The following is a 22,704-nucleotide window of genomic DNA, read 5'->3' on the forward strand; positions in this document are numbered from 1 at the left end:
GCGGATCCTTGATGAATCGGTGCAAGGCTTCGGGCGAATACTAGTTTGGTCAAAAGTATTTTCGCTAACAGAGGAGCCTTCGATCATGAACAGCCACAATGACGAGAAAAACAAATGGGCGCTGCCCTTCAGAAAAAGATCCAAGCCCCGGCTCCATCGGGACGATATTACGGTCGTGGACACCGGTAATGCCAAAAAGGCCGTCGTCGCTACCGCTTTGGGAAATGCAATGGAATGGTTCGATTTCGGAATATATTCTTATTTGGCCGTCATTATGGGCAAGGTGTTTTTCCCGGAATTGACGGGTTCAATTCAGCTGATCTATACGTTCGCGACCTTTTCCATCGCCTTTCTCGTCAGGCCGTTCGGCGGATTGTTTTTTGGAAGGCTGGGCGACCGGCTTGGCCGGAAAAAAGTACTCACCATCACTTTGGTTATGATGGCCGTGTCAACGTTGTGCATCGGCCTCATTCCGAGCTACGCATCCATCGGCATTTCCGCTTCGGTGCTGCTGCTGCTGGCTCGCCTGGTCCAAGGCTTTTCGACCGGGGGAGAGTATTCGGGAGCCATGACCTTCATCGCCGAATCCACGCCCGACAAGCGCCGCGGCTTTATGGCCAGCGGCCTGGAAGTAGGCACTTTGGTGGGGTACATTGCAGGATCCGGAATAGTGACGCTGCTTAGCTACCTGCTGGGGCCAGACCGGATGCTGGCTTGGGGTTGGAGGATTCCCTTTTTTATAGCGGCGCCGATCGGCTTGATCGGATTGTACCTGCGGAATCATCTCGAAGAAACTCCCGCCTTTGAGGCCATGGAGAAGGCCCAGGATGAAGGGAGACAGAAGGTACCTTTCAGGGAATTGCTGAAGGTCCAGTGGAGGGTCGTCCTGCTCTGCATCGTCATGGTGTGCTCCTTCAATGTCGTGGATTATATGGTATTGTCATACATGCCATCCCATCTGACTGCGGTCCTCGGTTACGGGGAAACGGAAGGGCTGCTGCTCATTCTCATCGTCATGTTCATCATGATCCCCATCGTGCTGTTCATGGGTTACTTCAGCGACCGGATCGGGAACAAACGCATTATCCAAGCCGGTCTGCTGGGGCTGATCGTGCTCTCGCTGCCGGCGTTTTGGTGGATCGGCAGCGGTAAGGGCGGGATGGTCTTTCTCGGTTTGCTGTGCCTCGCCGTGCTGCTGACCTGCTTTGAAGGGACCATGCCATCCGTGCTGCCGGCATTATTTTTTACCAAGGTCCGTTATGGAGCGCTGGCGATTACTTATAATATTTCAGCTTCCCTGTTCGGCGGGACAACCCCCTTGGTCATGGCTTGGCTGATTAATCTTACCGGGGAACCGCTGGTTCCGGCGTATTATTTGATTGCGGTATCGCTCATCGGCTTCGTCATTGTGACCATGTGGTTTACGGAGACTTCGGGCCGTTCACTGCGTGGGTCTGCGCCGGCGGTGGAAAAACCGCACGAAGTCCATGAGGTGCTCCAGGAACCGGAGGAAGCGCTATGGTGGCATAAGGAGCAGGCAGCCATTCAAGACCAATTGTCCGATTCGGAGCCAAGGCGTTAAGGAATAGGCTTTGCGTCATGCAAAACATAAAAAAAGGCGTTGGAACAAGGGTTCCGGCGCTTTTTTTGCTGCTTTTTCCATTTATTTTTGTGTAAGCCTTTTCAACGATGTTTAAATATGTTATCTTTGAGGTAATCTAATTGTGTCTAAAATGTGAAGGCAATTTGTCGAAATTGTGAATCATTGCTGATTCAAAGCGTATGATATAGCATCCAATGTTTTTAAGGAGGAATTCATCATGACCTTTTTACTGCTGATTGTGTTTACCGCTGCGCTGATCGGTGTTTTGTTTTTCGGGAAGAAGCACGAGGTGTTGATCGCCAACGTCATGAATACATTGCTGCTTACGGGGCTTGCGATTGCGTCCGGAATGCATTTGAGCTCAGGCGGCTTATTCTATCTGATTCTGATTTTCTATTATGTTGTACCGATGTATGCCGTCATTACACTCTTTGGTGTCATGAAGAAGAACCACAAGAAGAAACAGAAGGACGGATATATCAGTTCCTTTGAGCCGTCACTCCCTGATTTGCGTGGAGAACGCGCCTAATAACACATGAAATCATTAACCGCTGGAACAACGAGGTTCCAGCGGTTGTTTTGTTTTTTACGGGGCATACTTCGTAACGCTAGGCCCAATGAAAAGGGCGCTCCAGAGCCGGTGGAATTTTGGTAGCAGCGTTCCCTTTGGCAGCATTGATCTGGAACTGGGTCAGAAAAAGGCTTCTGCTCAAATCCGCGCCACGGATGTCCGCGTCCCGGAAATCGGCGCCGATCAGATCGGTGATCCGGAGGTCTGCGTCCCGAAGGTCTGCTGCGATCAGATACGCGCCTCTAAAGCTCTGGAATTTGAGATCCGCGCCCTTCAGCTTCGCGCCGATCAGATCTGCCCCGCGCCCCTTCAGGTTCTTGCGAGGGGCAGTTCCCTTGTAGCGTCGGCGGGCCTCCTCCCGAACAAGTTCACTAGTCTTGAGAAGCAGTATATTTACTTCGGCCCGGTGAACGGGAATATCGAGCTCCAATATTTTCTCTGGCGGCAGCTCGGTGAGCTGCTGCGTTGCGCTCAGCTGTTCTCTAAGCTCCTCGTGGATCAGGTGGGCATCCTCATAACTGAGCGCTTGGGTTAAATAGGCCAGAAGCTCGTGCAGCTGACGCATGACGGGGAATACCTCAAACATTTGCTTCGCCGTTTCCGGCGCTTGACGCCAGTCTGTGCCGCTATAGGTTACCTGGGATACTTTTTGGCCGGCCCCAAAACAGTCATAGACCGTGCATCCGCGAAATCCCTTTTCCCGCAGACTGTCATGGATGCCACAGCGGAAATCGGATTGAAGATGGCGGCATGGCTGTCCCGCTTGCTTGTCCATGGCAAAATCGGAGGAGGCGGCAAAGGGCAGGGATACGCAGCATAAACCAAAGCATTTGGCGCAGTCTGCTTTCAGAGTATCCCGGCCGTAGTCTCCTGAGTCTTCAGAATGATGGGGGGTAGGTACGATCAATTTCGTTATCTCCTTCAATTAAAATCAGGGCTGTTTTTCTTTTACCTTTGGTTATTTTACAATAAAATTGGGAGTTTATCGATGCCGAGATCGTGAGTAATTAGTTGAAAGGGAGTGATGGCGAATTGAAAATTAGCGGAAATACCGTACTTATTACCGGGGGCGCATCCGGAATCGGTCTTGCCTTGGCAGAGCGCTTCATTCAGGCGGGGAACACCGTGATCATTTGTGGACGGCGCGCAGACAAGCTTCAGGAGCTGAAGGAACGCTATGCGGATATCCATACCGTGGTGTGTGACCTGTCAGTGGAGTCCCAGCGGCTGGAATTATTCCAAAAGGTGACATCCGAATTTCCGGGCTTGAACGTCCTGATCAACAATGCGGGCATCCAGCAGCGGGTTCATTTGCTTGACGGGAAAACAGATTGGGATCACTACCGCCAGGAAATCGCCATTAATGTGGATGCCCCGTTTCATTTAACGATGTTGTTTATACCTCACTTGCTAAATCAACCTGACCCGGTTATTGTCAATGTCACCTCAGGGCTGTCCATTGCGCCAGGAGCCTGGGTACCGATTTACAGTTCCACGAAAGCTGCCCTTCATTCTTTTACCGTCAGCCTCCGGATCCAGTTGGCTCAAACGAACGTAAAAGTGATTGAAGTGCTGCCGCCGGCGGTTAACACCGATTTGGGCGGGGTAGGGCTTCATACCTTCGGCGCGCCGCTAGATGAATTTGCTGACTCTGTATTCGGGGACCTGAAATCCGGCAAAGAGGAGATCGGTTACGGCGGTACAGAGGAGAGGCTGCTCATGTCAGCGGTTCAGGCTAGGGAAGCAGCAACCCGGATGTACGAAGGCTTCCGGTCCGGAACATAACATAACATCAGGCAACAAAATACACTACAGGAAGAAGACCTGCTGATAGCATCAGCAGGTCCGTTTGGTTTACATGTTTTCTTTTAAAAGTTTGTCGTAGTCATTCAGTACCCGGTCCAATTTCTGACTGGCCTTGACCAGTTCCGGATCGGTGAGACATCTTCTATCGGACAGTTTATTCAATTCCAACCGAAGCTCTTCAATTTTACGAATAATTTTATCCATGGTTGAACAGCTCCTTTGAAGTTTTGCATCCTCTTTACGTTCGCAGCATACCGCGACGACTGATGCGCCAACACAATTTCGATCCAGCACTTCATATTTGAAAAAGAATGGTATTACATTTTTCGATAAATTCCCCTCAAAACCCTTCCGTGAAATTGACATATTGTTGAAATGTTACCCGATGATGAAAATATTAATTAGAGCTTGTAATCGATCGCTGTTTGATGCCGGCGAAATTCGTTATAAATGGGCAATATTTACATAGAATAAAGAACGGATGTTCGTATATAATAAAAACATACGTTTGGATAGGAGGGGCTGACATGTCAGAAAAATATGTAGGGCAAATCGTGGAGATCGTTTATTTGGACCAGGCCGGAAACATTACGCAGCGTAAAATTGAAGTGAAAGGGATGCGCGGGAATATCGTGAGGGCAGTATGCCTGAAGACAGAGGCCCCAAGAACCTTCCGACAGGATCGGATTTTGGCATGGCAGGTCGCAAAGACTGCCTGAAACCACCCGTGTGCTGTTTCTTAATAACCTAACCCATGAAGGGCTAGGCTTTTTTTGCATATATCGAAAGTTTCTTCTGCTGGACCTGATCATCGAGATCCAGATGCAGTTGGATCGCATCTTGTCCGGACTAAAAGAACGTGCAGCGAAACCAGAACGACATGGGGATCAGTTCAAGTTCGGCGGTTTTCTGTCTAGGGAATAGCATATCTTCACGCTCTCGGCATACCATTAGGCAAAAGCATAGGGAGAGAGGAAGGATACGGATGAGTGTAAATGAACCGCAAAGTCCCGTACAGCTTGTCGGCACGCATCTGCCGGAAGGGGCCGAACTGGTCACGATGAGTACGCCAGCCGGACAACCTGCTGTGATTGCCGAGGATTTGACGGGAGACCGGGTACCGGAAATATCCGCGGTTTATCGGTTGAATGATGCGCTGTACTTGCTCGTGCTTACGTTTAGCGGTGGGGCATGGAGAACGATGGCCCGCATCCAAGGACCCGGCTATGGCGTTACGCTGTTGACCGCCGCACCCGTGACCAAGCCTGGGAGGAACAACCTGCTTGTAGGCTGGCAGATCGGTTCCATTTGGTCGAAGCTGTCCGTTTACGAATGGACAGAGCATGGATTGGCGAATGTGGCGCCCGCAGAGATGAGCTACAGCTATATCGACGTATCGGATTGGCCGGGACCCGGAGGTCCAGACGGGCAAGCTGAGCTGGCACTCTGGATTCACGATACGGGTGAAGCCTACCGCACGGAGGTACTGCGCTGGCGGGACGGAGGTTTTCATCCGGCACAAGATGTTTATCCCGCCTATTATCCTGAGGTGGCGCGCTACTATGAGCGAATGACCGAGTCCTACCCGGATTATCCGTTCTATTGGTACTATCTGGCCGAGGCCCAGTATCGTGCCGGTATCCCGCAGGCAGCATTGCATTCGGTGCGAAGAGCACTGGGATTTGCCCAGCCGTATCCTTCCCGGGAAGTTCTTTTGACGCTGGAGAGGAAAATTATGCAGATGCCCCGCGTGGCGGAGCTGCTGCGTGCTTCGATCCGAACCGCGGAAGGGATCCGCTGGGGGTATATCAATACGAGCGGTAAAATGGTGATTGCGGCCAGATACGAAGACGCGGCAGATTTTCAGAAGAACGGCCTTGCCACTGTCCGTGAAGACGGAAAATATGGGTTGATCGATCAGGCCGGAGTATGGATCGTGCCCCCGACGTATGATTCGATCCGTCCTTTTTCGGAGCATCGGGCTATCGTGACGGAAGGCGATGCATATAGACTGATCGATGAACAGGGCAAGGTTGTGACCAGGCGCGCGTATTCGTACATTTCGGATATGCGGGAGGGCAGATCCGTATTTCGTGGGACAGACCATGCGGGGGAAACGAAACATCCCGGCCGTTACGGATACCTTGATTCCCAGGGATATGAGATCATCCCGGCAAGATACGGGGAAGCAGGCGATTTTGGCAACGGCAGAGCCTGGGTCAAAATAAGGGATGGCGGATACGCGCTCATCGGGCTGGATGGCCGTAGTCTGAACGAATACGAGTTTGCATACGCTGGCCCTCCCGGCGCCGGCTTGCTCGCTTATCAGCAGCAAGCCGGCGGAAAATACGGATATATCGATTTGCGCGGCCAAGTCCGGTTACATCCCGCATTTACTGCCGCTTTCCCTTTCCGCTGCCAGCGGGCCGTCATTAGCATGGCGGAGGGTAAGCTGAAGAGATACGGCGTCATCGATGAATCGGGCAGATTCGTCGTTCCCCCTGAATATAACGAGATTCGTGATCTAGGCGAGGAACGGCTGGCACTTGCTCGTTCTGTAGGGCCGAAGCAGCCATCTGTCGGCCCAAAATATGCGATTGCGGATTACGAAGGGATGCTGCTGACTGACTTCGTGTACACGAGTGTGTCGGAATTTCGAGATGGATTGGCCTCGGTCACGGATGCACAAGCCACCTATTTTATCGATCAGAGCGGCCAAGCCGCGCCGGGTTACCCTCATGTGGAAGGTAGTGGCTGCTTGACCCTGAAGGGAGACGGCCTAATCGAGGCGAAGGTGGATCAGCGACTGTCGTATTTAACCCGCGAAGGAAGAACCGTCTGGCGGGATGAGGATCCTACAGGCTGATTTTTGCTTATGAAACCGTTCAACTTGTTATAAGCTTGACGAGCCGCTGCCTTGAAGGCATGCGGTTTTTATTATTTGGAAGCGATAGGAAGTTAGGAATATTTTTACATAGGGATGGGAAAATTAACCGGAGTCTTATTATTTATGGCAGGAGGGCGGACGGTGACTCCAACAGAGCAAAATATGTATCCTTCGCTCGAACGGAACGTTTCTTACATTCGGGACAAGCTGCTCCACACCGACGATTTGAAAGTCAGGCATCTGACCTACCGCGGGCAGTCATCGGCGCTGATTTATCTAGAGTCGACAGTAGACCCAACCCTAATTGAGCGTAATGTTATCCGGCCGCTGCGGCAGTGCGGGGATGAGGACTTATCCCAGCTGTTCTTTACGCTACGGCTTGAGACCGAGCACAAACTGGACAAGGGAGCGCAATCTCTTCTGTCGGGCAACTGCTTGTTCTTCACCCAGGACATGGTGCAGTTTTATGTCCTGACCACACCGGCCAAGTACGATCGAAGCATTACGGAGCCGGAAAACGAAGGAATTATACGCGGGGCTCACAACGGTTATATTGAGGATTTAACGGTCAATTTGTTTCAGATCCGGCAGCAGGTCAGCTCTACGGAGCTGAAGGTGCATTATCACAATATCGGCAGCACGGCTCCGCGCAAAGTCGCAGTGATCTATATGAATAACCTGGCTGATCCTGCCGTGATCGATAAAGTGGAAAACAGGCTGAAGAGCATCTCGATCGATTCCGTGATGTCGACCGGTTTTATCCAGGAGTTTATGGAGGATCAGCCGTATTCGATCTTTCCCCAGTTCCTGAACACGGAACGGCCGGATCATACGGGCTCGTATTTGCTGGATGGACATGTGGTCATCATGCTGGAGGGCGATCCGACGGCTTTGATCGTTCCGATGAGCTTTTTTTGCTTTTATCAGACGCCCGACGATTACAGTAACCGGTGGATGATCGCGTCGTTTGTGCGGTTCATCCGGCTGCTCAGCTTCGTTACGGCGTTTCAGCTGCCGGCATTCTATATCGCCATCGTAGCCTTTCATTCGAACATTTTGCCTATCCAGCTGTTCTTTACCGTGCAGGGTTCATTGACCCGGGTACCGTATCCCCCACTCGTCGAAGCCATGCTGCTGGAGCTGATCTTTGAGCTGTTGAGGGAGGCAGGACTGAGGCTGCCAAGCCGGGTTGGGCAAACGATCGGTATCGTCGGAGGCCTGGTCATCGGGGATGCGATCGTCAAGGCGGGTTTTGTATCGTATACGATGATTATCGTTGTGGCTCTAACCGCGATTTCATCATTCTTAATCCCGTCCAACGAAATGAGCTCGGCGATCCGGATCCTGCGGTTCCCGCTAATGATATGCGCGTCGATATTCGGATTTATCGGCATTTCCTTCGGACTGACGATTCTGTTCATACATCTGTGCAAGCTGGAGTCGTTCGGAAAGCCTTACCTGTCGCCGCTGGCCCCCTTGAAAATCAAAGGATTTAAGGATACGTTCCTGCGTTTTCCGATTTGGGCCATTCGCAGCAGGCACGGCGAGAAAAAGCATAATTAACGTCGGGTTGACACCGATTCGGAAGGGGAGGACCAAGGTGGAGCAGGCTGAAAAAAAGATGTCCCCAAGGCAGCTGTTTCTATTCATTGTCCAAGCCCAAATCGGGGTCGGCGTGCTTTCGATTCCCTTTGACCTGAGCAAGACCGCAAAGAGCGGCGCGGGCATATCGGTCCTGATCGCCGGCGTTATTACCCAGATCATCATTCTGATGATGTGGGCTCTCCTCCGCAGGTTCCCCGGGATGAATCTTTTCCAGATCTGTCTCCGGCTTGCCGGACCGATGATGGGCAGATTCCTGATCGCATGCTACGTCGGATATTTTAGTTTGCTCGGCAGCAATGTTTTGCTCAATGCCTACATGGTGCTCCAGCGCTGGATTCTGCAATCCACCCCCAAGTGGGTGGTGCTTATCCTGTTCTGTATCATGACTTATTACCTGGCCAAGGAAAAGCTGACTGTATTGGCCCGGTTTTACAGTCTTTCGTCCATGCTGTTCATTCCGTTGATCATTTTTGTCAGTTATGGCCTGTCGCAGGCAAAGATCGAATATATGCTGCCGTTAGCCGAAGCAGGTCTGCTCAACATACTGAAGGGAACCAAGGATACGACGATATCGATGTACGGGTTCGAGATGATCCTGATCATCTTTCCTTTTATTGACGCTTCAGACAGCAAGAAACTGAAAATGATCAGCTTGTCGAATCTGTTCGTTACGCTGTTCTATGCGTTTGTCGTGTGCACCTGTCTCATGGTGTTTAACCAGACGCAGCTGGCGATGATACCGGAGCCTGTCATTTATCTCGTCAAATCGTTGAATTTCTATATCATCGATCGCGCTGACATCCTGTTTCTGTCGATTTGGTCGATTACGTTGGTATGTTCCATCGCCAGCTACAGCTTTGCGGCGGCCGATGGGCTTGCGATTCTGCTTAACAAAAAGAATCACCACATTTTTGCCCCTTGGATTAATGTGGCCTTTTTTTTAATCGCTCTTCTGCCGACCACGCCGATGGCGATCGACCGGATCAACAAGGTGTCCGAATTTGCCGCGTACGTGTTTATAGCGGCCATTCCTTTCCTGCTGATGCTGTTTACTTTATTCGTCAAAAAGAAAGCGGGTGAAGCCGCATGAAACGCTGCCGCTGGGTACTTTGCTGTGCAATGCTCGGCCTAAGCACGCAGCTTTTGACCGGATGCTGGGACCGGGAATACTTGAAGGATTTGAATCTGGCTTACAGTGTTGGTTTTGATCTGACCAAGGACCATAAGATCAAGGAAACCGTAGAGCTGATCATCCCGCCGAAAACCGAACAGAGCCCAACAACGAATGAAATCCATTCGGCTGTGGGGTTATCGACCCGCGGGGCGAGCAACATCCTACGGGCCCGCGTAAGAGGGAATATGCGTGTCATCAAGAACAGTGTGCAGCTGATCGGCAGATCTTTGGCCGAAGAAGGGCTGAAGGCACCCATGGACGTTAATTTCCGGGATCCTCGAAACCCTTCTTCCGACGTACGGCTGATCGTGACGGAGAATGATGCTTCAGAGATTATCAGGATAAAAAAAATAGGGGAGCTGCAAATCGGCGAATTTCTGACGCAGAAGATCAGCAGTTTGGAGAAAATGAGTCTGTTCTACCCGCCGGAGACGGTGAATACGGTTTTCCGTTCCTTGACGGATCCCGGCCAGGATTTCGCTCTTCCTTATATCGGGGTACAAGGCTCTGAAATCGTTGCCAAAGGGGTCGCCCTGTTTCACGATCAGAGCATTAGCGGATCGCTTAGTAAAGATCAGTCGATCATGCTGGTCTTGATGAAAGGAAAGTCAGGAGGCAATGCCCGATTTACCAAAACCGTGAATTTGGATACTTCCAAACCGATTCGAGGAACGATCAGTTACAACGTTGGTAATAAGAAGAGCGAGCATGAGTTTCACGTGAGGGTCGACCGAAACGGCGATGTTCATGTGACGCTGAGCCTCAAACTTCAAGCTGTCATCGAGGAGTTTACCGGACCGCAGCTGCTTGATGACAAGGCTGTAAAGCGGGTGAATCGGGAGCTATCGTCCATGATGACCAATGATGCCCGGGAAGTCGTCCGGGAACTGCAGAAGGCGAACTGCGACATTTTCGGCGTAGGCCGACAGCTGATGGCCTATCATCCTAAACTGTGGAAGCGGATCGATTGGAACAAGGAGTATCGTAACGTGGAGTTTCATACCCAAATTCAGGTGACCATTATCGATACCGGAGTCATTCAGTAACAGCTGGCGTTCATGCTTCTTGGGACTTGGCTGCGAACGATATGTTGCGGTTTGGCCGTTTGCGGCCGGCCGCCTTTTTTTTGGTTTTCCGATTCGCTGAAATAGAATGTTAACTTGCGGAAACTCATATATATGTCATGGAAACCGTTTTTACTGATGTCCTGATCAGAAGCAGAGCTGACGAGGGTTGTAAAGTGAACGGCGAAATAATGGATTGCATTAAATTGCAAAAAAAGGGTTTGCAAAGGTTCGTCGCGGTGTTATAATCCGATCAAGGAAAGCGGTTACCCTAATTTGTATGTGAAACGATACCGAGAGAACAAGGTGGAATGTCCATGAGTAAACAACTGAATATCGGTGTGATCGGTACGGGGAGGATCGGCAGGCTGCATACCGAAAACCTGATCAAACATCCTCAGGTAAACGTGAAAGCGATTGCAGACCTGCAGATCGATCATGCCAAGGCCTGGGCGGAAGGGCTTGGCATCGCCGTGCAGACGCAGGATGCGGAGCAGATCATAAATGATCCGGACATCGACGCCGTCTTTATCTGCACGTCGACCAATACCCATATTGACATGATCGAGCGCTCGGCCAGGGCAGGCAAGCACATTTTCTGCGAGAAGCCGATCTCCTTCGATGTCCGGGGAACCCGCCTTGCGCTGCAAGCCGCTGCCGACGGGGGAGTCAAATTTCAGCTGGGCTTCAACCGCAGATTTGACCCGAATTTCCGCAGAGTTAAGGAGATCGTCGCATCCGGCCAGATCGGAGATCCCCATCTGATCAAGATCACATCGCGCGACCCCAGTCCGCCTCCGCATGACTACATTAAGGTATCCGGTGGGCTGTTCATGGACATGGCGATCCATGATTTTGACATGGCCCGTTTTTTGAGCGGCAGCGAAGTGGATGAGGTGTACGTTCAAGGGGCGGTGCTGGTGGATCCGGTCATTGGAGAGCTAGGCGACGTGGATACGGCGGTCATCACGCTGAAATTCAAAAACGGAGCGCTCGGTGTCATCGACAATTCGAGGCAGGCTGCCTACGGGTACGATCAGCGCGTGGAGGTTTTTGGCTCGCATGGCCAGGTCAACGTGCAGAACGATTTTCCGAACTCTGCGGAAATCAGCACAGCTGGCGGCGTGTACCGGGATAAGCCGAAGCATTTTTTCCTGGAACGTTACGAGAACGCATACCGTCTCGAAATCGAAAGCTTCGTCAAGGCCATCGTCAACAACGAGGACGTGCCCGTCAGCGGGGAGGACGGTTATCAAGCGGAGCTGCTGGCGGATGCAGCCAAGAAGTCGTGGCTGGAGAAGCGCCCCGTCAGCTTGTCCGAGTATTCCATGTCCACCTCATGAGTTTTTTGTCTGTCTTTAGGGTAAGCGATTAACCTGATGAAATATCCGGCGAAAGGATGGTTAAGAATGGGCGTACTTCGATTAACGATGGCTCAAGCCTTGCTTCGTTTCCTTGACCAGCAGTACGTGCAGCTGGACGGCAAGGAACACAAATTCGTTCAAGGCGTGATGGGCATTTTCGGTCACGGCAACGTGCTGGGGATCGGTGAAGCATTGGAACGTGAGCCTGGAAACCTCAGATTCATCCAAGGTAAAAATGAGCAGGGCATGACGCATGCCGCTGTTGCGTACGCGAAGCAAAAGAACCGGCTGGAAATCTTCGCCTGCACTTCTTCGATTGGCCCGGGTGCGCTGAATATGGTCACGGCCGCCGCGACGGCGACGGTCAACCGGATTCCCGTACTGCTCCTCCCAGGCGACATTTTCGCCTGCCGGCAGCCGGACCCGGTTCTGCAGCAGCTGGAGCACCCGATGGATTATACCGTGTCCGTAAACGATGCCTTCAAACCGGTCAGCCGGTACTGGGACCGAATTACGCGTCCCGAGCAGCTGATGAGTTCGATGATCCAGGCGATGCGCGTATTGACCGATCCGGCCGAAACCGGTGCGGTTACGATTTGCCTGCCGCAGGACGTGCAAACGGAGGCGTACGATTATCCTGAGGAATTTTTCCGCAAAAGGGTGCATTACCTGGACCGCAAGCCGGCCAGCCAGGCAGCGATCGAGCGGGCGGCGGATCTGATTTCGCGCAAGCAAAGGCCAATCCTGATCGCCGGCGGCGGCGTTCATTATTCCTTGGCCTATGAGGAGCTGCTACAGTTCGCGGAAGCGTTCGGCATTCCCGTGGCCGAGACACAGGCGGGAAAGAGTGCGGTCCCTTGGGACCACCCGCTGAATATGGGCGCCATCGGCGCTACAGGATCCCTTGCTGCCAACCGGCTTGCCAGGGAAGCGGACGCCGTCATTTGCGTGGGGACCCGGCTCGGTGATTTTCCGACGGCTTCCAAAACCGCTTTTACGAGTCACGAGGCAGAATTCGTTCATATCAACGTGAGCGGATTTGATGCGTTGAAGCTGAATGCGTGCCAGGTGGTAGCGGATGCGGCCACGGCTTTGAAGGAATTAAGTTTAGCGCTTCAGGCAAGGAACTACAAGGCAGCTTATGACGAGCCGGTACTTGCCAGCCTAAAAGCGGAATGGAACCAGGAGGTCGACCGGCTGTACAGCCTGGAGGCGGAAGAAGGATTGTCGCAAACCCGCGTTCTCGGTGAGCTGAACCGGTTTATGGCGAACGAAGTGATCGTTGCGGCGGCCGGGAGTCTCCCGGGTGATTTACATCGGCTGTGGAGGTCGGAAGCGCCTAAATCCTATCACATGGAATACGGATTTTCCTGCATGGGGTACGAAATTGCCGGGGCATTCGGCGTGAAGCTGGCCGATCCGGACAAGGAAGTGTACGCGCTCGTTGGCGACGGCAGCTACCTTATGCTTCATTCCGAGCTCTTAACCAGTATCCAGGAAGGCGTGAAGGTGAACGTCATCCTGCTGGACAATCACGGTTACCAATGTATACACGGCCTGCAGCGGGAGAACGGGAGCGACGGCTTCGGCAATGAATTCCGTCTGCGCAGCCCTGAAACGGGGCGCCTGACGGGAGAGTACGTGCCGGTCGATTATGCGGCTCATGCGCGAAGCTTGGGGATGAAGGCATATACCGCTTCCGGCATTGCCGAGCTGCGGGAAGCTCTCCGAGAGGCTGGGGAGGAGGAGGGCTCCACTCTGATCGAAATCAAGGTGCTGCCGGGTACTCAGTCGGGCGGGTACGAGTCCTGGTGGAGAGTGGATGTCCCTGAAGTATCGACCAGCGATAAGGTGCGGGCCGCCCGGGAAACGATGAACGAACATTTGCAGCAGGCGCTGAAAATATAAGTCCAAGGGAGGATACGACAAAGATGGCGGATCTCCGATCGATGAAATTGGGCATTTCCCCGATCAATTGGGTGAATGAAGATGTTCTTGAGCTGGGTGATCACTACACGTTCGAAGATTTGATGCGGGATTTTACGCAGCTGGGGTTCAGCGGAACCGAAAACAGCCGGAAGTTCCCGAAAGACGCCGCCGTTCTCAAGCAAGCATTGGCTGAGCACGGACTCCAGATGGCTTCGCAGTGGAAGGGCGTCTTGTTCTCCGAGCCCCGCCGCAGGGCGTCGGAGCTGGAAGCGTATCGGCAGCATGTTGAATTTTTGAAAACGATGGGCAGCCGTCATGTCGTTACCTGCGAGCTTGGAGGTTCGATCATCGGCGACCCGAGAAGACCAAAAGGCGTTCAGGACGTTCATCCCCTGACGGATGAGGAATGGAACCACATGGTCGAGGGGCTGCATCAAGCCGGTGAAATCTGCAGACGAAACGGGATGAAGCTCGTCTACCACTACCACATCGGAACCGTGGTTGAACAGCCGGACGAAATTCATAGGCTGATGGAGACGACGGATCCTGAGCTGGTTTATTTGCTGTTGGATACGGGGCATGCCTATTACGGCGGTTCCGACCCGCTTGAGCTGTACGAACAATATGCGGATCGCGTAGCTTACGTGCATCTAAAGGATGTCCGGAAGGATGTGCTGGATCGGGTGAAAAGGGAAGGGATCCCTTTTCAGAAAGCGGTCATCCAAGGCGTATTTACCGTACCGGGCGACGGATGCATCGATTTTGCGCCGATTTTTCGCAGCTTCGAGCGGCATGGCTATGACGATTGGATGATACTGGAGGCAGAGCAGGATCCGGGACAGGCAAATCCATATGAGTATGCCAGCAAGTCCAAGCAGTATCTCGCACAAATTGTTCAGGAGAGGAACAGCTGAAAGGAGGAAGGAATATGTCCAAGCTTATCGTTCCCGGCGGACAGCCGGATAAGAATGGCAGATTGCTCAGCATCACTCCCGAATCGGCAGGTTGGGAGTACGTAGGTTTTGAAGTGTACCGGCTGGAACCCGGTCAATCCATTGATCAGGAGACGGAAAACCGGGAAGTCTGCCTGGTGCTGCTCAGCGGGTTTGCGAATGTGGATGCAGGCGGACGAAGCTTTGAGCGGATCGGCAGCCGAATGAGCGTGTTTGAATCGCTTGCCCCTTATGCGGTATACGTTCCGGCCCATGACCGTTTCCGGCTGGAGGCCATTACCTTAACGGAGGTGGCCGTGTGCAGCGCTCCGGGCGAAGGGCGGCTCGATGCAAGGCTCATCCCGCCGGAAAAGATCGGGGTGGAGCAGCGAGGCTCGGGTTATACGGAGCGGACCGTCCGCAATATTTTGCCGGAGAAGGAGGAAGCGGAAAGCCTGCTCGTCGTGGAAGTCTATACGCCGGCCGGGCACTGGTCCAGCTATCCTCCGCACAAGCATGACCAACTTGATCTTCCGCATGAATCCTTGCTGGAAGAGACTTATTATCACAAGGTGTCTCCGGGTCAAGGATTTGCCTTGCAGCGCGTATATACGGACGATCTGTCGCTGAATGAAACGCTCGCCGTGAAGAGCGGGGATGCCGTCCTGGTTCCACGCGGTTACCATCCGGTATCGGCGCCACCCGGCTACGACGTTTATTACCTCAACGTCATGGCCGGGCCGGTGCGAACCTGGAAGTTTCATAACGACCCTCAACATGAATGGCTGATGACTCCGGAACAGGAGGTGCCTAAGCGTTGACCACTATTTCCTTTCCAAACCATCGTTCCTTGGACTTCATCGGACTGGGTCGGCTGTGCATCGATCTGAATGCCAACGAAATCCATCGTCCGATGGAGGAAACAGTCACGTTTACCAAATATGTCGGCGGTTCCCCTGCCAATATTACGATCGCCATGGCAAAGCTGGGATTGCGTACCGGCTTCATCGGAAGGGTCTCCGACGATGCCCACGGACGTTTCATCACCCGGTACTTGCAGGATTCCGGCATCGACACTGAACACGTCATCGTCGATCGGTCGGGCAGTGTCACGGGACTCACGTTTACGGAAATCAAGTCGCCGAAGGATTGCAGCATCCTGATGTACCGGGATAACGTAGCGGATCTCAAACTTGAGCCAGGCGACGTTAGCGAGGAATATATTCAAAGCGCCAAAGCGCTGCTCATTTCCGGTACGGCCCTCGCGAAGAGCCCGTCCAGGGAAGCGGCCTTCAAAGCGATGGAACTGGCGATAAGACACGGGGTTGTCATTGTCTTTGATATCGATTACCGTCCGTATACATGGACCTCGGCCGATGAAATCGGCACGTATTATCGTTTGGCTGCCGAGAAATCGGATATTATCATCGGCGGCCGCGAAGAGTTTGACCTGATTGAAGCGTTGGACGGCCCGCTCCTGCAGGACGATGAAGCCACCGCAAGGCAGTGGTTCAAGCATCGGGCCAAGCTGGTGGTCGTCAAGCGGGGCGGCGATGGATCGACGGCATTCTCGGCGGACGGACAGAAGCACGAAGGTGCCGTTTTTCCGGCACAAGTAGTGAAAACCTTCGGCGCGGGCGACTCTTTTGCTGGTGCCTTTATCTATGGCCTGATGCAGGGATGGAGCCTGGACCGGTGCCAGCAGTTCGGCAGCGCCTCGGCTTCGATCGTGGTCTCCAGCCACAGCTGCTCCGACGCGATGCCGACGGCCAAGCAAATCCAGGAACGGATCGACCGCTTCGTGCAGCAAGGAATTTGACGAAACCATGGAGGTATCTACATGACGGATCAAGTGCAAGATCAAGTGCAGCGGCTTCACAACTACGTCGGGGGCCGCTGGGTCCCTTCGGACGGCGGCAGATCGGAACCGGTGTATAACCCGTCCACGGGGGAAGAGATCGCCCGTGTCCCCTTGTCCACCCTGGAGGATCTGAACCTGGCCGTCACCGCTGCGGCGGAGGCGTTTCCTGCCTGGAGTGGCACCCCGGTGCCGCGCAGGGCGCGGATTATGTTCAAGTTCCAGCAGCTCCTTACAGAGCACTGGGATGAGCTTGCCCGGATGATTACGCAGGAGAACGGAAAGAGCTACCAGGAAGCGTATGGCGAGGTGCTGCGAGGGATCGAATGCGTGGAATTCGCCGCCGGCGCTCCGACGCTGCTGATGGGCAGCAACCTGCCGGATATCGCGTCGGGACTGGAGTCGGCTATGTACCGCTATCCGATCGGCGTCGTCGGCGGCATTACGCCTTTTAACTTTCCGATGATGGTGCCGTGCTGGATGTTTCCGCTTGCGATCGTATGCGGCAACACCTTCATACTGAAGCCGTCGGAACGGACGCCGCTGCTCGCGAACCGGCTGGCGGAACTGCTCAAGGAAGCCGGCCTGCCGGACGGCGTGTTCAACATCGTTCACGGTGCACATGACGTCGTTAACGGCCTGCTTGAGCACGAAGACGTCAAGGCGATTTCGTTTGTCGGCTCCCAGCCCGTGGCCGAATATGTGTATAAGACGGCGGCATCCCATGGCAAACGGGTACAAGCGCTGGGCGGCGCGAAAAATCACTCCATCGTCATGCCGGATGCTGATCTCAAGCTGACGGTCAAAGAGATCACGGCCGCAGCCTTCGGCTCTGCAGGCGAACGCTGCATGGCCTGCTCGGTCGTTGTGGCCGTCGGCGACATCGCAGACGAGCTGGTGAGCAGGCTGGCCGAAGCTGCCAAGGACATGCGCGTCGGGGACGGCATGGATCCGGATGCCTTCCTGGGGCCTGTGATCCGTGATTCTCATAAGAGCCGGACCATCGGATACATTGAGAAGGGAATACAGGAGGGGGCGCAGCTTGTATTGGACGGCAGGGCTCATACCCAGGCAAATGCTGATGGTTATTTTCTGGGCCCGACGATCTTTGACCACGCTGCTCCAGGCATGAAAATTTGGACGGATGAAATCTTTGCGCCCGTACTTCAGGTCGTCCGGGTGAGCAGTCTTCAGGAAGCCGTCGCCCTTGCCAACAAGTCCGAGTTTGCCAACGGGGCCTGTATCTATACGGACAGCGCTAAGGCGGTCAGGGAGTTCAGGGAAACGATCGACGCCGGCATGCTTGGGGTGAACGTCGGCGTACCGGCACCTATGGCGTTCTTCCCGTTTTCAGGTTACAAAAAATCCTTCTATGGAGACCTTCACGCCAACGGCAGGGACGGGGTGGAATTCTATACCCGCAAGAAAATGGTTGTGGCCCGGTATTGATCAAGGTGTAAATTGCCACGGATTGGAACTTTCCCTATACTTAGAGTACAGAGCATAGTAGAGGAAGGGGGCACGAGGGTGGCGACGATATACGATATTGCCCGGGAAGCCGGGGTGTCTATTGCCACGGTATCCAAGGTCATCAACCACACAGGCCGGATCAGCGACAAAACGAGAAAACATGTGCAGGACGTTATGAAACGAATTGACTACCAGCCGAGCGTCGTTGCATCCGCCTTGACCAAGAAAAGAACGTATTCGCTCGGACTGCTGATTCCGGATATCGCGAACCCGTTTTTTGCCGAACTGGCCCGCAGCATCGAGGATCATGCCCAAGAGCTTGGTTATAGTCTGGTCATCTGCAGCACAGACAACGACTTGACCCGGGAAGAAAGGTACGTCAACGTTCTCCGGCAAAAGAGTGCCGACGGGATCATTATCGCTACGGGGGCGCGAAACGACGCCATGATGAAGCAGCTGATGAAATATAAGCTGCCGGTCGCCGTCATTGCACGGGAAATGCCGCTGCTTGCGGTCGACACGGTGCTCGTCGATGATTATTTAGGGGGCTACCTGGCCGCTTCCCACTTGACTGCGCTCGGACACCGGAGCGTTGCCGTGATCGCGGAGGATTTGGCCGTGATGAGCTCGAAGGAACGGGTCCGCGGCTACCGGAAAGCGCTTGAAGAAGCCGGCATTCCTTATGACGAGAATTTGGTGGCGGTCAGCCCGTTTCATGTGGAAGGGGGCAAGGCGACGGCGAAGGAGCTGCTTAGCGGATCCAACCCGCCAAGCGCCATCTTCGCCTGCAACGATCTGCTGGCGATCGGAGTCGTGCAGGCTGCCCGTGAGCTAGGCCTGCGCGTGCCCGAGGATATATCGGTCGTGGGCTTTGACAATACGGTGCTGGCGACGATTATCGATCCGCCGCTCACTTCAGTGGCCCAGCCAGTCCAGCAAATGGGAAAGGAAATCGTCCAGCTGATCACGGGCGAAATCGACGGGAGCAAGCCTTCCAAGCAGCGCCTGGTTCTGCTGCCGGAACTCGTAGTCCGAGGAACGACCAGCGCCGTGTAACGGCGCTTTTTTTTGTGTAATGAAAACAAGCTGGCATTCATTTCAAGCGAAACATGTGGGTGATCTCAGGGGATTTTCCAAGAAAGTGTTCAGCTACAACAATTCTGTGTAGAAACATAATTTATTACAAAAATAATGATTGCGCTTTCATACTGTGGTAGATTATAATTCCCTTAAGGTAAAGCGCTTACCTCATGATTCAAAGCTAATGGAGAGCCATAGGCTTTTCATGAAGATCAAGGAACAGATCTATATACCGAGAATCGATCAGGTTGTAACAGTGCACTAAAAAATATGAATATGGTATCGATACCATATCGTGCTGATTAATGATTTATTAATGGTAGACTTTCTACGAACTGGGAGGGGTATCGGTACTAGATCCAAGGGAATGCTGCTGTGAAATTTTACAAAATAAACCATCCTTCTTGATCTTCACCTCATAGTGAGGGACTATATTCCATGTAAACCGGATTTGCGATCCGGTCCTTTGTGAAGGGGGGGATCTAACCCAGGAGAGAGCAGAAAATATGGAGCGTTCATGAAAGTCACCATTTGGATTCATCAGCAATCATCCACAAAAAGAAGGTGATCCCAGTCCATGCAAACCCAGGTGAAAACAGCGGTCGTCCCTGGAAAGACACCCGGCAAACGATGGAAAAACATTCTTCTGCATAAATACCTCTACATCATGCTTTTACCCTGCCTCGCTTTTTTTATCATATTTTCCTACATACCGATGGTCGGCCTGATCCTAGCCTTCAAAGAATACAAGTTCAATACGGGAATCCTCGGAAGCCCGTGGGTCGGTCTGAAGTACTTTGAGCGTTTTTTCAATGACTATCAGAGCGCAATGCTCATCAAGAACACGTTGATCATCTCCTGCATGAAGCTGTTCATCGGCCTGCCTTTTCCGATCCTTCTGGCCTTGATGTTCAACGAGATCCGTAACCGTTATTTTCGTAATATCGCCCAGAGCATTGCCTATCTCCCGCATTTTTTGTCCTGGGTGGTGGTGGTCGGGCTTGCTCAACGGCTTCTCGCTCCGGATAACGGATTAGTCAACCAGGTAGTGTCTTATTTCGGCGGGGACGGAAGCACCTTTTATATGATGGAACCGAAATATTTCTATTCCATCATGTTCGGCAGCCATTTATGGAAGACGATCGGATGGGACTCCATTATCTATCTGGCAGCGATCGCCGGCGTCAATCCGGATATGTACGAGGCGGCGAAAATCGATGGGGCCAGCAAGTGGAAGGAACATTGGTACATTACGCTGCCTTCCATCCGCCCGACCATCCTCATTTTGTTCATTCTGTCGCTGGGAAGCATTTTGTCCGCCGGATTCGATCAGCTGTACCTCTTGAGAACTCCCGGCAACATGCAGCTCTCTGAAATCTTGGATACTTATGTCATTCGAATCGGTCTTCAAGGTGGCCAATACGGATATGCAACCGCCGTGGGATTAATGCAGGGCATCATCGGTTTGATATTGGTCGTTGCCGCCAACCGCATCTCAAGAAAGGTTTCCGACACCTCAGTATGGTAACGATACCATATGCTTTGCAGCAGCATTTGATTATCCATTGAATGAAAGACAAATGCAAGGCCAACTGCCATTTCATTGAAAAGAGGGATGTCGACATGCTAAAAGGAAAAACGTGGATTAAACTTTTATCCATGCCGCTGATCGTTTCCATGCTTCTGACCGGATGCAGCGGAACTGATTCCAGCGATCCAAACAGCGAACCTACAGCAGCAAATCAGGATGCGGATTCAGCGAATCACCCCGCAACTTGGATTGCGGACCGCAAAGTGAAAGGTCTTGTTTTCATGGGGACGGATGATTACACGGAGGATATGAATGCGGAGATCAAAGCCAAGCTGAAGGAGATGACAGGCATTGACCTGGAAATCGAAATCATGGTGGCGGACCATTCCATCGACGGACTCATTGCGGGGCTGGCGTCAAACGACTTGCCCGATTTTATTACGTTCTACCTTAACAACAGCGGACGGCCTGAAATGCAAGTCGTCCTGAAGGCGGCGAGAGAGCAAATGTTTGCGGACCTTACGCCGCTGATGAAAGACACGAAGATCTACAGTAAGTATTTACAGGACGACTACCTACCGCTTGACACGAAATACGGCGTCATGTTCCGGCCCGAATTCGGCGGATCGTCCTATTTTGTCCATATGAACATAGCCAGACAAGGTGGCTACTCGACACGCAAATATGCCGGCGGCCCTTATATCCGTAAGGACATTGCCGATGCCCTGCATGTGGATCCGCGCACGATCGATACGACGGACAAGCTGTATGAGCTTGCGCAAAAGATCAAGGCAGGCGGCTTCAAGGATAAAAACGGCAAGGACGTCGTTCCGATCGGTCCTTCTTACTGGGGAGGCAAGGAGGTCGGCGCCCTGTTTAACGACTTGGAGTGGGGCAGCGACGACCAGCGGATCAAAAAAGATGCAGGAGGAAACATTTTGCATGAAAGCCAGACCGAATACGCACTGAAAAAAGTCGAGTATGTGCAAAAGCTTCTGAGCGAGAAACTGCTGCATCCCGAATTTTTCACGATGGACGAAAGCCGGGCGACCGAAGGTGCCCTGAATGGAACGTGGGGAATTATCGGAGATATGCACAATTATCAGGAATTTAACCGTGATATGCATTACCTGCCGCTTGGACCGATCAATTACGTTGACCGCCCGTACCAAATGCAGGTCGATTATAAATCCGGCTACTCGGCCTGGGCGATTCCGGCAACGACCAAAGATCCGGAAGACATCATGAAGCTTGCGGACTTCCTGGCAAGCCGGGAAGGGAAGCTACTGTGGCAGTATGGGATCGAAGGCAGGGATTACACCCTGGATGCCAAGGGCAATCCTTTGGCAAATAAGGACATTTTGGATTTGAAGCAGAGCAATCCCGAGGAAGCGAAGAAGCTGGGCTTTGCGGGCGTCGGCAATTACTGGGGTGAGCTGCTGGGCTCGACGGACATCGATCGGATGGCCGACTTCGGTGAAATGGAATACGGCGACGCCGTGGCTCCGGAAGTGAATGCGGGCGCGCTGAAGATCGCCGACTACTGGGGCTGGGATACCAAACGCAAAACCGCGAATGTCGTAGACGGCTACACCCCATTGTCATTTATCGGGGAGTTTGATCAGGGTACCGAGTTGAAGGCGGCATTCGAAAATTATGATGACAGTCTGATTCGGGCTTATTACGCAAAGAACTTGGATGAAGCGAAGAAAATCCTCGAATCCGCATCCAAGCAGCTGGACGCATCCGGACTCCCGGCGTTCCTGGAGATCCTGAAGCAAAAAGATGCCGATGCCAGAACACACTTGAAATTCTAGTTAGGAGGATCAT

Annotated in this window: 19 protein-coding genes; 17 read left to right on the forward strand and 2 right to left on the reverse strand. The window is 52.9% G+C overall.

Annotated elements, in window-relative coordinates; all coding sequences use genetic code 11:
- Positions 1-85: 85 nt before the first annotated feature.
- Together proP and CJP46_RS05420 are read left to right on the forward strand one after the other, a co-directional pair.
- Positions 86-1,582 (forward strand): glycine betaine/L-proline transporter ProP, encoded by a 1,497-nt coding sequence (proP, locus tag CJP46_RS05415; protein WP_094594541.1) that lies wholly within the window; start codon positions 86-88, stop codon positions 1,580-1,582.
- A gap of 238 nt (positions 1,583-1,820) precedes the next feature.
- A complete protein-coding gene (locus tag CJP46_RS05420) occupies positions 1,821-2,132 on the forward strand; it encodes a hypothetical protein (RefSeq protein WP_094594542.1) in 312 nt (103 codons plus the stop codon).
- A gap of 79 nt (positions 2,133-2,211) precedes the next feature.
- Here CJP46_RS05420 and CJP46_RS05425 read toward each other — a convergent pair whose 3' ends face one another.
- Entirely contained in the window at positions 2,212-3,078 is an 867-nt protein-coding gene (locus tag CJP46_RS05425) for a pentapeptide repeat-containing protein (RefSeq protein WP_256992254.1), read from the reverse strand.
- A gap of 128 nt (positions 3,079-3,206) precedes the next feature.
- Between CJP46_RS05425 and CJP46_RS05430 the strand changes: the two genes are divergently transcribed.
- Positions 3,207-3,959 (forward strand): SDR family oxidoreductase, encoded by a 753-nt coding sequence (locus CJP46_RS05430; RefSeq protein WP_094594543.1) that lies wholly within the window; start codon positions 3,207-3,209, stop codon positions 3,957-3,959.
- A 69-nt stretch (positions 3,960-4,028) separates the two neighbouring features.
- Here CJP46_RS05430 and CJP46_RS05435 read toward each other — a convergent pair whose 3' ends face one another.
- Positions 4,029-4,184 carry an aspartyl-phosphate phosphatase Spo0E family protein gene (locus CJP46_RS05435; protein ID WP_094594544.1) on the reverse strand — a complete coding sequence of 52 codons (156 nt, stop codon included), beginning with the start codon at positions 4,182-4,184 and terminating at the stop codon, positions 4,029-4,031.
- A gap of 323 nt (positions 4,185-4,507) precedes the next feature.
- Here CJP46_RS05435 and CJP46_RS05440 point away from each other — a divergent pair, with 323 nt between their 5' ends.
- From CJP46_RS05440 to CJP46_RS05510, 14 genes are all read left to right on the forward strand, one after another.
- Positions 4,508-4,699: a hypothetical protein gene (locus tag CJP46_RS05440; protein ID WP_094594545.1), complete on the forward strand. Its 192-nt coding sequence runs from the start codon at positions 4,508-4,510 to the stop codon at positions 4,697-4,699.
- 266 nt (positions 4,700-4,965) lie between these two features.
- On the forward strand, positions 4,966-6,846 hold the full coding sequence (locus CJP46_RS05445) for a WG repeat-containing protein (protein ID WP_179281038.1): 1,881 nt from the start codon (positions 4,966-4,968) through the stop codon (positions 6,844-6,846).
- 162 nt (positions 6,847-7,008) lie between these two features.
- On the forward strand, positions 7,009-8,430 hold the full coding sequence (locus CJP46_RS05450; protein ID WP_179281039.1) for a spore germination protein: 1,422 nt from the start codon (positions 7,009-7,011) through the stop codon (positions 8,428-8,430).
- Positions 8,431-8,467: 37 nt separating this feature from the next.
- Positions 8,468-9,562: a GerAB/ArcD/ProY family transporter gene (locus CJP46_RS05455; RefSeq protein ID WP_094594548.1), complete on the forward strand. Its 1,095-nt coding sequence runs from the start codon at positions 8,468-8,470 to the stop codon at positions 9,560-9,562.
- Positions 9,559-10,692, forward strand: a complete 1,134-nt coding sequence (locus CJP46_RS05460) for a Ger(x)C family spore germination protein (RefSeq protein ID WP_094594549.1) — start codon at positions 9,559-9,561, stop codon at positions 10,690-10,692. Before CJP46_RS05455 ends, CJP46_RS05460 begins: the two co-directional genes overlap by 4 nt.
- 335 nt (positions 10,693-11,027) lie before the next feature.
- Positions 11,028-12,053, forward strand: a complete 1,026-nt coding sequence (gene iolG / locus CJP46_RS05470; RefSeq protein WP_094594551.1) for an inositol 2-dehydrogenase — start codon at positions 11,028-11,030, stop codon at positions 12,051-12,053.
- A 66-nt stretch (positions 12,054-12,119) separates the two neighbouring features.
- The gene (iolD, locus tag CJP46_RS05475; protein ID WP_094594552.1) at positions 12,120-13,982 is read left to right on the forward strand and encodes a 3D-(3,5/4)-trihydroxycyclohexane-1,2-dione acylhydrolase (decyclizing); all 1,863 of its coding nucleotides are present in this window, start codon (positions 12,120-12,122) and stop codon (positions 13,980-13,982) included.
- Positions 13,983-14,005: 23 nt separating this feature from the next.
- On the forward strand, positions 14,006-14,917 hold the full coding sequence (iolE, locus tag CJP46_RS05480) for a myo-inosose-2 dehydratase (RefSeq protein ID WP_094594553.1): 912 nt from the start codon (positions 14,006-14,008) through the stop codon (positions 14,915-14,917).
- 14 nt (positions 14,918-14,931) lie between these two features.
- The gene (gene iolB, locus CJP46_RS05485) at positions 14,932-15,756 is read left to right on the forward strand and encodes a 5-deoxy-glucuronate isomerase (RefSeq protein ID WP_094594554.1); all 825 of its coding nucleotides are present in this window, start codon (positions 14,932-14,934) and stop codon (positions 15,754-15,756) included.
- Positions 15,753-16,754 carry a 5-dehydro-2-deoxygluconokinase gene (gene iolC, locus CJP46_RS05490; protein WP_094594555.1) on the forward strand — a complete coding sequence of 334 codons (1,002 nt, stop codon included), beginning with the start codon at positions 15,753-15,755 and terminating at the stop codon, positions 16,752-16,754. Before iolB ends, iolC begins: the two co-directional genes overlap by 4 nt.
- Before the next feature lie 21 nt (positions 16,755-16,775).
- Positions 16,776-18,242, forward strand: coding sequence for a CoA-acylating methylmalonate-semialdehyde dehydrogenase (locus tag CJP46_RS05495; protein WP_094594556.1), 1,467 nt, complete (start codon positions 16,776-16,778; stop codon positions 18,240-18,242).
- A 78-nt stretch (positions 18,243-18,320) separates the two neighbouring features.
- Positions 18,321-19,319: a LacI family DNA-binding transcriptional regulator gene (locus CJP46_RS05500; protein WP_094594557.1), complete on the forward strand. Its 999-nt coding sequence runs from the start codon at positions 18,321-18,323 to the stop codon at positions 19,317-19,319.
- A 601-nt stretch (positions 19,320-19,920) separates the two neighbouring features.
- On the forward strand, positions 19,921-20,871 hold the full coding sequence (locus tag CJP46_RS05505; protein WP_094594558.1) for an ABC transporter permease: 951 nt from the start codon (positions 19,921-19,923) through the stop codon (positions 20,869-20,871).
- Positions 20,872-20,966: 95 nt separating this feature from the next.
- The gene (locus CJP46_RS05510; protein WP_094594559.1) at positions 20,967-22,691 is read left to right on the forward strand and encodes an extracellular solute-binding protein; all 1,725 of its coding nucleotides are present in this window, start codon (positions 20,967-20,969) and stop codon (positions 22,689-22,691) included.
- Positions 22,692-22,704: the final 13 nt, after the last annotated feature.

The organism is Paenibacillus sp. XY044, assembly GCF_002257645.1.
Classification (GTDB): Bacteria; Bacillota; Bacilli; order Paenibacillales; family Paenibacillaceae; genus Paenibacillus_AQ.

What these genes read in the sequence shown, in the direction of transcription:
- CJP46_RS05505 (WP_094594558.1), top strand. Translation starts at nt 19,921, where the DNA reads ATGCAAACCCAGGTGAAAACAGCGGTCGTCCCTGGAAAGACACCCGGC.
- CJP46_RS05435 (WP_094594544.1), bottom strand. Translation starts at nt 4,184, where the DNA reads ATGGATAAAATTATTCGTAAAATTGAAGAGCTTCGGTTGGAATTGAAT.
- proP (WP_094594541.1), top strand. Translation starts at nt 86, where the DNA reads ATGAACAGCCACAATGACGAGAAAAACAAATGGGCGCTGCCCTTCAGA.
- CJP46_RS05495 (WP_094594556.1), top strand. Translation starts at nt 16,776, where the DNA reads ATGACGGATCAAGTGCAAGATCAAGTGCAGCGGCTTCACAACTACGTC.
- iolE (WP_094594553.1), top strand. Translation starts at nt 14,006, where the DNA reads ATGGCGGATCTCCGATCGATGAAATTGGGCATTTCCCCGATCAATTGG.
- iolB (WP_094594554.1), top strand. Translation starts at nt 14,932, where the DNA reads ATGTCCAAGCTTATCGTTCCCGGCGGACAGCCGGATAAGAATGGCAGA.
- CJP46_RS05460 (WP_094594549.1), top strand. Translation starts at nt 9,559, where the DNA reads ATGAAACGCTGCCGCTGGGTACTTTGCTGTGCAATGCTCGGCCTAAGC.
- iolG (WP_094594551.1), top strand. Translation starts at nt 11,028, where the DNA reads ATGAGTAAACAACTGAATATCGGTGTGATCGGTACGGGGAGGATCGGC.
- CJP46_RS05445 (WP_179281038.1), top strand. Translation starts at nt 4,966, where the DNA reads ATGAGTGTAAATGAACCGCAAAGTCCCGTACAGCTTGTCGGCACGCAT.
- CJP46_RS05440 (WP_094594545.1), top strand. Translation starts at nt 4,508, where the DNA reads ATGTCAGAAAAATATGTAGGGCAAATCGTGGAGATCGTTTATTTGGAC.
- CJP46_RS05510 (WP_094594559.1), top strand. Translation starts at nt 20,967, where the DNA reads ATGCTAAAAGGAAAAACGTGGATTAAACTTTTATCCATGCCGCTGATC.
- iolD (WP_094594552.1), top strand. Translation starts at nt 12,120, where the DNA reads ATGGGCGTACTTCGATTAACGATGGCTCAAGCCTTGCTTCGTTTCCTT.
- CJP46_RS05420 (WP_094594542.1), top strand. Translation starts at nt 1,821, where the DNA reads ATGACCTTTTTACTGCTGATTGTGTTTACCGCTGCGCTGATCGGTGTT.